The 12,591-nt window shown below is 63.3% G+C and carries 12 protein-coding genes; 1 reads left to right on the top strand and 11 read right to left on the bottom strand.

Annotation, left to right across the window (positions count from 1 at the left end):
• Window positions 1–69: 69 nt before the first annotated feature.
• Complete coding sequence (sir, locus tag QZ186_RS03365; RefSeq protein WP_296415880.1) at window positions 70–1,800, top strand: sulfite reductase, ferredoxin dependent; 1,731 nt, start codon at window positions 70–72, stop codon at window positions 1,798–1,800.
• Here sir and QZ186_RS03370 read toward each other — a convergent pair.
• The 11 genes from QZ186_RS03370 to QZ186_RS03420 form a co-directional block, all read right to left on the bottom strand.
• Window positions 1,789–2,511, bottom strand: a complete 723-nt coding sequence (locus QZ186_RS03370) for a M15 family metallopeptidase (RefSeq protein WP_296415804.1) — start codon at window positions 2,509–2,511, stop codon at window positions 1,789–1,791. The two genes, sir and QZ186_RS03370, sit on opposite strands and share 12 nt — an antisense overlap.
• Window positions 2,511–4,946 carry an ATP-dependent DNA helicase RecG gene (gene recG, locus QZ186_RS03375; RefSeq protein ID WP_296415805.1) on the bottom strand — a complete coding sequence of 812 codons (2,436 nt, stop codon included), beginning with the start codon at window positions 4,944–4,946 and terminating at the stop codon, window positions 2,511–2,513. The genes QZ186_RS03370 and recG overlap by 1 nt, the downstream gene beginning before the upstream one ends.
• Before the next feature lie 14 nt (window positions 4,947–4,960).
• Window positions 4,961–6,181, bottom strand: coding sequence for a hypothetical protein (locus QZ186_RS03380; protein WP_296415806.1), 1,221 nt, complete (start codon window positions 6,179–6,181; stop codon window positions 4,961–4,963).
• A 31-nt stretch (window positions 6,182–6,212) separates the two neighbouring features.
• A complete protein-coding gene (gene tsf, locus QZ186_RS03385; protein ID WP_010316911.1) occupies window positions 6,213–6,869 on the bottom strand; it encodes a translation elongation factor Ts in 657 nt (218 codons plus the stop codon).
• Window positions 6,870–6,975: 106 nt separating this feature from the next.
• The gene (rpsB, locus tag QZ186_RS03390; protein WP_010316910.1) at window positions 6,976–7,695 is read right to left on the bottom strand and encodes a 30S ribosomal protein S2; all 720 of its coding nucleotides are present in this window, start codon (window positions 7,693–7,695) and stop codon (window positions 6,976–6,978) included.
• A 140-nt stretch (window positions 7,696–7,835) separates the two neighbouring features.
• Window positions 7,836–8,768: a glycosyltransferase family 2 protein gene (locus tag QZ186_RS03395; protein WP_247478312.1), complete on the bottom strand. Its 933-nt coding sequence runs from the start codon at window positions 8,766–8,768 to the stop codon at window positions 7,836–7,838.
• Window positions 8,769–8,840: 72 nt separating this feature from the next.
• Window positions 8,841–8,996: a hypothetical protein gene (locus QZ186_RS03400; protein ID WP_006850288.1), complete on the bottom strand. Its 156-nt coding sequence runs from the start codon at window positions 8,994–8,996 to the stop codon at window positions 8,841–8,843.
• Between the two features lie 47 nt (window positions 8,997–9,043).
• Entirely contained in the window at window positions 9,044–9,754 is a 711-nt protein-coding gene (locus tag QZ186_RS03405; protein ID WP_296415817.1) for a DevA family ABC transporter ATP-binding protein, read from the bottom strand.
• Window positions 9,755–9,758: 4 nt separating this feature from the next.
• Entirely contained in the window at window positions 9,759–10,946 is a 1,188-nt protein-coding gene (gene devC / locus QZ186_RS03410; RefSeq protein WP_296415819.1) for an ABC transporter permease DevC, read from the bottom strand.
• On the bottom strand, window positions 10,943–11,851 hold the full coding sequence (locus QZ186_RS03415; protein ID WP_296415821.1) for an HlyD family efflux transporter periplasmic adaptor subunit: 909 nt from the start codon (window positions 11,849–11,851) through the stop codon (window positions 10,943–10,945). Before QZ186_RS03415 ends, devC begins: the two co-directional genes overlap by 4 nt.
• A complete protein-coding gene (locus QZ186_RS03420; protein WP_247478306.1) occupies window positions 11,851–12,582 on the bottom strand; it encodes a phycocyanobilin:ferredoxin oxidoreductase in 732 nt (243 codons plus the stop codon). Before QZ186_RS03420 ends, QZ186_RS03415 begins: the two co-directional genes overlap by 1 nt.
• Between the last annotated feature and the right edge of the window lie 9 nt (window positions 12,583–12,591).

Consider the following 12,591-nt stretch of genomic DNA (forward strand, 5'->3'; position numbering starts at 1 on the left):
GTGGCCGAAGGGCAGTCCGTGGGGCAAGTGGAGCAGAAGAGCCCCGAGGAACGGACGTTTTCCCCTTCCATCGCCACAGGCGCAGAGCGCACCAAGTTTGAGCAACTCAAGGCCGACAGCGACTACCTGAAGGACCCTCTCGCTGCAGAGCTGCAGAACGACCTGAGTCACTTCAGTGACGGGGCCGTTCAGTTGCTGAAATTCCACGGCAGCTATCAACAGGACAACCGCGAAAACAGGCAGAAGGGTCAAGACAAGGACTGGCAGATGATGCTGCGCCTGCGCAGCCCCGCTGGACGGATCCCGGCCGGCCTGTATCTGGCGATGGATGAGCTGGCCGATCGCCTCGGCAATGGAACGCTGCGGGCTACCACCCGTCAGGCCTTCCAGATGCACGGCATCCGTAAGGGACATCTCAAGGAGGTGATCGGCACCATCGTTCGCTCGATGGGTTCGACCTTGGCGGCCTGCGGCGACATCAACCGCAACGTCATGGCGCCGGCGGCCCCCTTCGAAAAAGGCGGTTATCCAGCGGCCCGCCAATTGGCCAACGACATCGCTGACGTCCTCAGCCCGCAGGCCGCTGAGGGCAGCTACCTGGACCTCTGGGTCGATGGCGATCTGAGTTACCGGATCAAACCCAGCCGCCCCGTGAAGAAGGCACGCGAGCGGCAACAGGAAGGGGGTGTCTTTAGCGGGGACGCCAAGGAGCCTCTGTACGGCGGCACCTACCTACCCCGGAAGTTCAAGGTGGCCGTGACGGTGCCTGGGGACAACTCCGTCGATCTGCTGACCCAGGACATCGGCCTGGTGGCCTTTGCTGATGCCAACGGCGAACTCCGTGGCTGCAACGTTTATGTGGGTGGTGGCATGGGCCGCACCCACAACAAGGAGGAGACGTTTGCCCGCACAGCTGATCCCCTCGGCTATGTGGCAGCTGAACACATTTTTGATCTGGTGCAGGCGATCCTGGCCCTGCAACGGGACCACGGTGACCGCAACAACCGTCGTCACGCACGTCTCAAGTACCTGATCCACGATCAAGGCATTCGCTGGTTCAAAGACGAACTCAAGGCGAAGTACTTCTCGCACCCGATCAAGGGTCTACGACTTGAGCCCAAAGCCAAGCTTGAGGACTATCTGGGTTGGCATCGCATCAGCGCCGGCAAGTGGTTCGTCGGCATCCCGCTGTTGTGTGGCCGTCTCTCGGGCGATCTCAAGCGGGGCCTTCGCCAGCTGGTGGAGACCTATCAATTGGAGATTCGTCTCACCCCCAACCAGGATCTGCTGCTCTGCAACATCGGCACGGCCCAGCGGGCTGCAGTCAAAGAAGCCCTCGCCGCTCTTGGCGTTGAGACGCCCGAAACACCGGACCAACTGGCGCGTCACGCCATTGCCTGTCCTGCGCTCCCCCTCTGCGGGCTGGCGGTGACCGAGGCCGAGCGGATTCTTCCCGATGTGCTGGCGCGGCTGGATGCACAACTTCGGCGCCTCGAGATTGAGAAATCAATCCTGGTGCGCATGACCGGCTGTCCAAATGGATGCGCCCGTCCCTACATGGCTGAACTGGGCCTGGTGGGTGATGGCGTCAATCAGTACCAACTCTGGCTTGGTGGAACACCGAACTTGAGTCGTCTGGCCGAGCCCTACCTCGAGCGGATGCCGCTGGAGAAACTCGAGAGCACGATTGAACCGCTGCTGAAGGGCTGGAAGGCCGCAGGCGGCCGCCGCAGCTTCGGTGACTATGTCGCCAAGCTCGGCCGCCAGTCCGTTGAAGAGCTGGTCCGCTCAGCCGTCTGACGCACGGCCATAGATCGCCTCGCTCTGGCTCCGCTGCCAGGCCCAGAGCTGGTCGCCGTAGCTGAAGTGCCACCACTCGTTGGGGTGTTGGGCGAAGCCCTGCGATTCCATCGCATCAGCGAGGAGTCGGCGCCGTCGATCCCATTCGAGGGCCTGTTGGCGCTCCACACCGTCAGGCGTCGTATCGGCAACGGCGCGGTAGTGGTGGGGCTCTGATACAGCTCCTATCGCGTCGATGTCAGAACCCATGTCGACGAGTTCGCCCGCCCCATCCAGCAGGGTGAGGTCAACCGCCGCTCCGGTGCTGTGGGGAGGTGGTGTCGCAGGATCCAGGCTGGGCGGAGCCCAAAAGCGACTCACCTCGTCAATGACAGCCGCCACGGCTGGGCTGGCCGAGCTGGGGTTTAGGCCTCGGGTGCTGCACTCCTGGGCGATGGCGTAGTCCACCATGAAGCGCTGGACAGCAATCGGACGCCAAGCGTCAAAGATCGCCAGGCGGTAGCCGGGTTCAGCCTTGCTTAAAACCGTCTGGGCCTGGAGGAGGCGCTGGATGACTCCGGTGCGGAGGCGAAAGGGACAGGCACCCTCGCCATAGGGGGCACCAACGGCGACATAGGGGTGGGGTTCGATCCGAAAGAGAGCCGCAGGCAAGGGGGCAAGCGACTCGGCGCAGTCGCGGATGACGATGTCACTCCAGGGCCGCAGGGGCATCAGTTCAGGCGGGCAGCTTGGGCGACCCGATGACGCTGGTCGCTCAGCACTTTGGCAAGGCCCGGGTGTTGATCCAGGTCAGGATCCTCCGCCACGATCTCCTGGGCCACGCGGCGGGCCTGCTCCAGCACCTCCCCGTCGTCGGTGAGGCTGGCGAGGGCCAGATCTGGCAGCCCACTCTGGCGGGTGCCCAGGACCTGACCGGGACCCCGCAGGCGCAGGTCCATTTCCGCGATCTCAAAGCCGTCGTTGGAGCGCACCAGCACCTCCAGGCGCTGCCGTGCGAGCACATTGCGGCTGTCGTTCACCAGCAGGCAGTAGGACGCCGCAGCCCCTCGGCCAACGCGTCCGCGCAACTGGTGCAACTGGGCCAACCCGAAGCGATCGGCGTGGTCAATCACCATCACGCTGGCCTCGGGCACATCCACGCCCACCTCGACCACGGTGGTACTGACCAGCACCTGGGTCTCGCCGCTCGCAAAGGCTGTGATTGCCGCCTGCTTCTCAGCACTGGGCATGCGTCCATGCAGCAGTCCGACCTGGAGGTTCGGGAAGACCTGCTCGCTGAGCTGCTGATGCACATCGACGGCAGAGCGCAGGTCCAACTTCTCGGACTCCTCCACCAGGGGCAGGACGACATAGGCCCGCTGGCCGAGGGCCACCTGCTCTCGAATCAAGCTATAGGCCTCGTCGCGATCGGCGCTTGCCAAAAGGCTCGTGCGAATGGGGGTGCGGCCAGGCGGCAACTCGTCGATTTGGCTGACCTCCAGATCACCGTGAATGGAGAGGGCCAAGGTCCTTGGGATCGGCGTCGCCGTCATGGTCAACAGGTGAGGCTGCAGGCCCTTGTCCAGCAGGCGGTTGCGCTGGTGGACGCCAAAGCGATGCTGCTCATCGACGACCACCAGACCCAAGCGCTGGAACTGAACGGGATCCTCCAGAAGGGCATGGGTCCCCACCAGCATCTTCAGGGTTCCATTGGCCAGGTCCGCCAACAACTCTCGCCGCCGGCGCAGGGGTGTCGATCCGGTCAGTAGGGCGCAGGTGACATGCAGTTGGGGCAGCCACTCGCAGAGCTTGCGGTAGTGCTGTTCAGCCAACACCTCCGTCGGTGCCATCAGGGCCCCCTGGCAGCCGGAATCAATCGCGGTCAGCAGAGCAGCGATCGCGACCACGGTCTTGCCGCTACCGACATCCCCCTGCACCAGACGGGCCATCGGCTGGTCCCGCCGCAGGTCAGCCCGGATCTCCGCCAAGACGCGCTGCTGGGCTCCGGTGAGGGGGAAGGGGAGCAGCTGCAAAAACGCCTGGAGCAATGCGTCACCCTCAACCGCCAGGGCAGGGGCGGGACGACTGGTGAGCTGGCGGCGCCGCTGCAGCAAACCCAGCTGCAGCAGAAGGAACTCGTCAAAGACCAGACGGTGGCGAGCCTCGCTCAGAGACGCCTGGCTCGTCGGACCATGGATCTGGACCAGGGCCTCCGGCAGCGGGACCAAGCCCTCCCGCGCCTGCAGCGAAGCCGGCAACGGATCACCCCATTGGCCTGCAGCCGCCACCACGGGACGGATCAGATTGCGCAGGCGGTCGGCCGTCAGCCCCTCGGTCAGGCCGTAGACAGGCAACAGGCGGCCAATCTGGTCACTGCGAACCGAGGCATTGGGACTCTCCAGGACCTCCATCAAGGGGTCCTGGAATGCCGGTCCGTAGGGGGTCTCCTTCACCAACCCGCTAATGGCAACAGAGGCCCCGACGGGATAGTTGCGCTGTTGGGCCTTAAGCCAAGCCGGTGAGCTGAACCGCTTCCCCGCAAAGAACTTCGAAACACGAATCCGGCCGGTGATGTCGGCCAAATGGAGCTCGAGGATCGAGAGATTCGGGTTGCGCGGGCTGGTGAAACTGTGACTGCGGCGCACCGTGGCGACGATCGTGGCCGTCTTGCCGGGCTCGAGGCCGGCGATGCGCACCAAGTTGGCGTAGTCGAGGTAGTCGCGGGGGTAGTAGCGAACCAGGTCTCGGGCAAGCCAAAGATCCAAGGCAGCGAGGCGCGTGGCACTTTTTGGGCCCACACCGCGGACCTCGCTCAAGGGGGTATCCGGTTGGATCGACTGGGAACGGGGAGCGCCTGGGGACTCACTGGAGAGCAGGCGCAGTCGAGGGGGAGAGACCGGCTGAACCGGCTGAAGGACCTTCTGCAGTTCAAACAGATACTGGCGGCTGCGGCGCACCAGGCTCTGACGGCGGGACTGGCTCAGTTCGCCATACCGAGCAAAGTCACCGGCCAGCTCCCCCAAGCCAGAGAAGCGCTGGCGATCGAGCTCCTCCGGTGGCGCCGCCAGGGCCCGCTGCAGAAAGCTGCTGAAGCGCTCCTTGCGGCCGAGCAGGTCCTCAAAACCACGCTCAGCCTCGAGCTGGAGCGCCTGTTGCAGCGGACGCAACCAAGCCTGGAGCGCTAGCTGCGATCCGTTGCTGGATTCTGGGTGGGGGCGCTGTCCTGAAACCACTGCTGCTCTGCCTCGAGGGCACTGACCCGGCGCTGCCAGGTGCGATACCGCTTGGCCATTGTGCGCAATGTGCGGCGCCTCTGTTCCAAGCGCTGACGGCAGGTGCGCAAACGGGGTTGTTCAAACTCCAGATCCGGACCACGCAACAGCAAGGTCAAGACCTCGGTCGGAGCGAGGGAGGGCGACGCTGGATTCAGGGTGAGAGGGAGAGCCATCCGCAGGACGTTGGCTGGCGCAGGCAGGGCCTCGACCTGTCCATCCAAGACCGCATCCAGGAGATTCAAAGGGAGCAAGCCCTGCGCCAGACCCACGCGCATCATCTCCACATTGATGGCATGGGAGAGGTTGCGCAGACGTCGGCGCAGAGCACGATCGAAATGGGCCCACCAGCGCACCTGAAGCAGGGGATCGCGAGGCAGATGCGAACTGACGACGTCCGAGTCGAAGCTCTCGAACGGAAGGCCTTCGGAATCGCCCACCTCGTCCCCAGACTCCTCAACCTCAGGGGTCTCGGACTCGGAGGACCGTGCTGACAGGGTCTCGGAGGCCATCGAGAACAGGGACTGAAGCAGGGCTAAATCCCCCTCAGGCGGAGCTGGCTCGGCAGACGGCACCTCGTCTTCCTCGGCTACACGAGGACGCTGGTTCAATGCTGGCAATCCCGGCACACCTCGGTCAAACAGATCGGCCCCCAGGGGGAGATCCAGGCTGAGATTGATCGACTGGGGCAATGGAGCCTCAGCAGGCCGTTCAACGGGCGGAGAGCTCGGGGTGGCTTCCTCTTGGCCCTCCAGCATGCTTTGCAGAATTTTTTGCTGCTCCTGCAGCTGCCGGCGCTGTTGCTTGCGGGCCTGCTGGGCGGCCAGACCCATCACCTGCTCGACGGTCAGCAGGGAACAGGAGCGTTTCACCAAACTTTGGAGACGCCGCTGAAACGTCTGACGGCGCTCTGGTGTCAGCTGGTTGTAGCGCTCAGGAACCACCTGGGTCGCCAAATGAAAACAGGCCTGCTGCACGCTGTGCAACAGGCCATCCCGCAGAACCTGCAGGTACAGGGCGAGGTCGCGGTAGAGGGCCGGAGTGAACTCCTCTTGCTGCTGAAGCAGCGAGAGGAGTTGTGCCTTGGCCTCGTCCAGGGATCGTGTGTTGGGATCCAGAGGACGACTCACGGGACCAGAGCGCTGAAGGGACGAGTCCCGATCAAGCAGCCTGCATGGCAGCCACTTCAGCCGCGAAGTCCATCTTCTCGACTTCGATGCCCTCGCCCAGGTTGAAGCGAACGAAGCGGCGCACCTGGATGTTCTCGCCGACCTTGCCAGAGACCTGCTTAACCAGTTCGTCGACGGTCAGGGCGCTGTCCTTGATGTAGGCCTGATCGAGGAGGGACATCTCCTTCAGGCGCTTGCCGATACGGCCAGCCACGATCTTCTCCTTCATCTCCTCCTTCTTGCCGGCGAGGTCATCGCGGCCCATCTCGATCTGCTTCTCGCGCTCGGCGACTTCAGCGGGGATGTCCTCGACCTTGACGTAGTCAACGTTGGGGCATGCAGCGACCTGCATGGCCACGTTGCGCACGAGCTCCTGGAAGATCTCGCCACGGGCGACGAAATCGGTTTCGCAGTTCACTTCAACCAGAACGCCGACGCGGGCACCGGTGTGGATGTAGCTACCGATCGCGCCCTCAGCGGCGGCACGGCCAGCCTTCTTCTCGGCGGAGGCAATGCCCTTCTGACGCAGCCACTCGACGGCCTTGTCCTTGTCGCCCTTCGTTTCGTTGAGGGCCTTCTTGCAGTCCATCATCCCTGCGCCGGTCATGTCGCGCAGTTCTTTGACGAGCTTGGCGGAGATCTCAGCCATGGTGCGTTGCGGTGATGAAGAGGGGAAAAATCAAAACAGGGGCTCAACACCGAAGAGCCTCCCCGGGGGGAAGCTCCTGGCATCAACCACTGGGGTCAGGAACGAATCAGGCCTGAACGTCGTCGTAGGCAGCTTGCTCGTTGGAGCCGTGGCGACCTTCGTTGATGGCATCCGCCAGACGGCCGAGCACCAGTTGAACGGAACGCACTGCGTCGTCGTTGCAGGGGATGGGCACGTCGCAGAGGTCGGGGTCGCAGTTGGTGTCGAGCATGGACACCAGGGGAATGTCCAGCTTGCGGGCTTCGAGCACGGCGTTCGTCTCGCGGCGCTGGTCCACCAGGACCACCACGTCGGGGAGGCGACGCATGTTCTTGAGACCACCCAGGTACTTCTGCAGGCGGTCCAGCTCGCGGCGCAGGACTGCGGCTTCCTTCTTAGGACGCATGGCGATGGCGCCGGAGGACTCCATCCGCTCGAGGTCCTTCAGGCGGTCGATGCGGGCACGCATCGTGGTCCAGTTGGTGAGCATGCCGCCCAGCCAGCGCTGGTTCACGTAGGCAGCACCACAGCGGCTGGCTTCGAGGGCAATCACCTCAGAGGCCTGCTTTTTGGTTCCCACAAACAGGAAGCGCTTGCCGCTGCGTGCGGCACTGCGGACCCACTTGTAGGCGTTGTTCATGCAAACCGCGGTTTGCACGAGGTCAATGATGTGGACGCCGTTGCGCGCGCAATAGATGTAGCGCGACATCTTGGGGTTCCAACGGCGAGTTTGGTGCCCAAAGTGAGCACCCGCCTCCATCATTTCGGCGAGAGTGACGACAGCCATGTTGTGTTGAGGTTTCGGGTTTGCCTCCACCTGCCAGGGATCCACCGAACAGGACGAACCTGAATCACCGGTTGATCACCCGAAACGCGCAGGTGTGCGGTTTGAAAGTGCCTGGAAACACTACCAAACGGGCCTTCTGCTCAGCGCAGACCGGCGGCCCGAGCCTCGGCATAAAGCGCCCTGACACCGATGCGATTGAGAGGAAGCCGGAGTAGCTCCATGGCCCATGCCGCTTGGCCCTGACGAATCAGCCAAGCCAGCAGCGGCCGAAGGCTGCGCTCATTCAAGAGACCACCCAGGGTCAGTAGCTCCCAGAGCACCCTGTGGAGGATGGTGAATTGAATGATGAACCGCACCCGCCGGGTGGGGTGTTTTTTGTAGAAGACCAGACCCATCTTGGCCCGCTCCCCCTCGACGGCGATCAGGCGGGGGACCTGCTCCAAGCTCAGGGGCGGGTGCCAGTGATAGCCAACCGCAGCCGGACAACGGACCAGGACGACGCCCATCTGCCGCAGCCGCTCGCCCAACTCCAGGTCTTCCCAGCCATAGAGCCGGAAGCGGGTGTCAAACAGGCCACTGCGCTCAAGAACCTCACGGTCAATCGCGACATTCCCGGTGGCGAAATAGGCCCAGGAAAGATCGCGGAGCTTGTGGGGTTCGCTGGTCGGATCTTCAAAATTGGCGGTGTTGATCACCGCTCCATAGGTGAAGCAGAGGCGGTCGCCCCGCTCCTGCCAGCTCTGGTTCAGCTGGCTGGCGTGACTCAGGAGAAAGTCCTCCGTCACCACCAGGTCGCTGTCAATAAAAACAATCACGTCACCACGGGCGTGATCCACCCCGCGGTTGCGCCCCTCAGCCGGTCCACCGTGGTCCTGTTGGACCAGGCGGACATGGGGGAGATCGGCCTGATGGCGGCCCAACCAAGCCACTGTGTCGTCGGTGGACCCGTCATCCACCACCACCACCTCGTAGTTGCTGATCGGTGCAGCCAGTCGCTGGCTCTCGAGGGCACGCAGGCACTTCTCGAGAATCGGCAGACGGTTGTAGGTGGGGATGACGACGCTGAGGAACATGGCCAGGTCGACGATTCGAGCAAAAAAAAGGGATCCCTCAGGATCCCAGAGCAGTCAAATTGCGAGAGCTGATCAGTCAGCAGCGCCGCCGTTGTTGGCGGTGCCGGTCACGCCATTACCTGCGCCTTCGCCGCGACCGTCGTTACGCATCTTCCGCTTTTTGAACTTGCGGGCGTACGCGCGGTTGCGCTCTTGCTTTTCCTTCTTGAGGTTGCGGCGTTTGGCCATCGAAACGGCGTGAAGTTCGGGTTAGTCCCCACAGTACTGAATCGCCCTCAGTGCTGAACGGATAACGCGGGCTTTCCTGCCTCCAGCAGACGGCCATCCTCCATGCGCACCAGGCGATCAGCGATATCCAAGATCCGCGGATCATGGGTGACCATCAGGACCGCACAGCCCTGATCCCGGGCCAAACGCCTTAAAAGTTCCACCACCTCACGACCCGTTTGCGAATCCAACGCTGCGGTGGGTTCATCGGCGAGCAGCAAGCGCGGGTGGGCGGCGAGGGCACGGGCAATCGCCACGCGCTGCTTCTGACCGCCGGAGAGGTCATGGGGCAACTTATGCAGTTCGTCCCCGAGGCCCACGGCCCGAAGCCACTCCCTGGATTGATCACGCCGGGCGCGGTAGCTCAGGCCAGGCAGCAGGTCCGATCCCATCTGCACGTTTTGCTCCGCCGTCAGGCAGCGCAGCAGATTGTGTCCTTGAAAAATCATGCCGATCGAGCGGCGCAGCCGCTGACGATCGCGGCGACTGGCACCGGCCAGCTGTTGGCCCAACACCTCTACGGATCCTTCTTGAACGGAGCGCAGGGCGCCGACAAGGGTCAGCAGGGTGGTCTTGCCGCAGCCGGAGGGTCCCGTCAGCAGCACGACCTCGCCGGCCGCAACGGTCAGGTTGACGCCCTGGAGGACCTGGCGGCGCATGGTCCCCGATCCATAGAAATGGGAGAGCTCCCGAAGATCAACTGCAGCGGAGATGGCCATCGGTTCAGAAAATCTCTGCGGGATCGGCGTCGGCCAGGCGACGCATGGCCAGCCCTGCTGACGCCATGCACATCACCAAAATCATGCTGAACACGGTGATGGCGCGGGCGGAGTCCATGAACACCGGCAGTTGGGTGGCAGAGCGCACCATGAGGTAAAGGCCCTGGCCTGCGGCATAGGCCGGGAGATAGCCAAAGGCGGCCAGCAGCAGTCCTTCGCGGGCAACGACCCCAAGCAGGCTGGGCAGCTTGTAGCCCATCGCCATCAAGGTCGCGTACTCCGGCAGGTGGTCACTCACATCGGAATAGAGCACCTGATAGACGATCACGCAGCCAACGACGAATCCCATGGCGGCCCCGAGCGTGAAGATGAAGCCGATGGAGGTGCTGGTGCGCCAGTAGTTCTGCTCGAAATCAATAAAGCCCTGCTTGGTGAGCACCTTGACGTCGCTGGGCAGTTGGGCCTGCAGACGTTGGGCGACGGCGGTGGGATCGCTTCCGGGTTTCAGGCGAACCAAGCCGACCTCGATGCTCCCGGGCGGGGTGTTGGGAAGCAGATCGATGAAGGTCTCCGAGCTGGTCAGCAGATTTCCATCCGCTCCAAAGGAGGTTCCCAAGCCCACCAAACCAGCCACACGGACGCGCTTGCCGGCAATTTCACTCTCCACCGTGCGCCCCTCACGGAACCACTCGGCCACCGGTCCAAATTCCGGTCGGGACTGCTCATCAAAAAGAACCCGCCCCTTTTGAGTCAGAGCCCGCGCCTTTGGGGCCAGCGAAGGATCGGTGAAGAGGGGATCATTGGGCTCAAAGCCCAGGGTCAAGATGGAGCGTGTGCCCCGCGTTTCGGGGTTGCGCCAGAGCAACAAATTCCAGTGAACCGGCGTGATCCCCTCCACCTCTGGGGCCGCCATGGTCTGGACCAAACGGCGCTTGGGGAAGCCCGCCATGCTCACCGAACTGGTGGACCGGGGACTGATCAGCACCAGATCGGCGTCAAACAGCCGGTGAATCGTGACGCTGGCATCAAACAGCCCGTCACGGAAGCCCAGCTGCATGAACATCAGGATCCCGGCGAAACTGATGCCCGCAAGCGCTACAGCCAGACGCACTGGCTGCCGGGTTAAGAGCAGCAGGGCCAGGGGAATGCGCCGGCGTTGCCAGATCCCCTCAAACCAACGCTGAAGACTCACGGCTCAAAGCGCGCGATGACCTTCAGGCCCGAGAGCTGCTGCACACGCTTGGCATCGGCGGGATCCAGGGCGAGTCGCACTTCGACGATGCGAGCGTCCGCATCGCCCGTGGGATCGGTGGAGAGCACATCCCGCTGCCGGATCTGCGGTGAAATCCGCAGCACTTCAGCCTTCAGCTTGCCGCTGAAGCCTCCGTTTTCACTGATCAACGAAGCACTCTGGCCCAGGCGAATCCGACCGATGTCGCTTTCGTAGACCTCGGCGATCGCCTCCATGCGGTCACTGGCGCCAACCGACAGGATGCCGTCCGAACCAGGACGCTCCCCAGGACGGGCATAGACCCGCAATACCGTCCCATCAATGGGTGAGCGGAGTTGGCTGTCCTTGAGGTCCACTTCAATGCCTCGCTTCTCAGCGAGGGCTTGACGCCGTTGTCCTTCGAAGGTCACCAGCTCGTCTTGCTTCTCCTCCAGGAGCACCATGCTGGCGGCACCTTCCCTGGAGGCTTCGCGGTAGCGACTCACCTCACGACGCTGCATCGCGATCGAGCGATCCAGGGTGCCAATACGGGCATTGATCGCCGCGAGATCAGCCAAGAGTCCGGGGCGGTTATCAAAGGTGGCCAGGATCTGACCGCGCTTGACCCGGTCACCTTCTTGGACCGAAAGGCTGCTGATGCGGGGGCTGCCGCCCATCGACCCCATGGGAGCGGCCAGCTTGCGGACGTCGCCGGCGGGTTCCAGTCGACCCAGGGCCGAAACGGATTCAATTCTGGGTTGAACAACCGGGGCCGGAGGCACCGGCGCGGGCCGGTCCAGGGCACGACCAATCACCACGGCGAGCAGCAGCAGAGCCACTGCTCCACCGCCACTTCGCCAGGGATATCGCTTCAGCCACTGCAGCATCACTGCAGGGGCAGTGGATCGTCGAAGAGCAACTCCTCGATGTAGCGATCGGCCCACTCGGGATTGAAGGCTTTCTCGAGCACGCGGCGGGTCTTGTCGTTGCGCTTCTGTTGCTGGCAATACGAGAGCTGGCCGCTATGTCGCCTCACCGTATCTGGGTGATCGATGGGCTGAGGAACGGCCTCTGCACTGGCCTCACCCAACACCCGCAGAAAATCACTGACGAGCTCGATAAAGCGTTGCTCTTCCGCTGCATCCGCAGGACGGACAAAGCGGACATAGGGAGAAAAGATCGTCCCCCACTCAGGCAGCTCACGCTCCTGGCTGAACGCGCGCTTCGGCAGGGCCTCCAGACGCTGAAGGACCGCCTGCGGCAGGGCGCCATCCACGGGCGAGAGATCAACGATTGCAGCAGAGACCACGCCACGGCCGGCAACGATGTCCGCCCCAAAGACGGGCAGGTCATAGCGGGGGTCGGGGAAAAAGACGCAGTGGAGGATCTGCAGGCCGGCTCCAAGCCGTGCGGTTTCCAGGTGCAACTTGCGCAGACCGCGGCTGGAGCGCAATTCATTGCGGATGAAGAGGTCCTCCCCATCGAGGCTGCCGCTAATGGCCTCCAATTGGGGATCTACCGCCAGTGGCTGCAGCTCCGGCAAGGAGGACCACTGCTGACGGATGCGCTCAGCGAGGGCGTCAACGAGCGGATGAATGCCGAGGGCAGCAGAACTCATCGGGGCTGA

The organism is Vulcanococcus sp. DEBay_Sum29NL08_54 (assembly GCF_017859255.1).
Taxonomy (GTDB): Bacteria; Cyanobacteriota; Cyanobacteriia; order PCC-6307; family Cyanobiaceae; genus Vulcanococcus.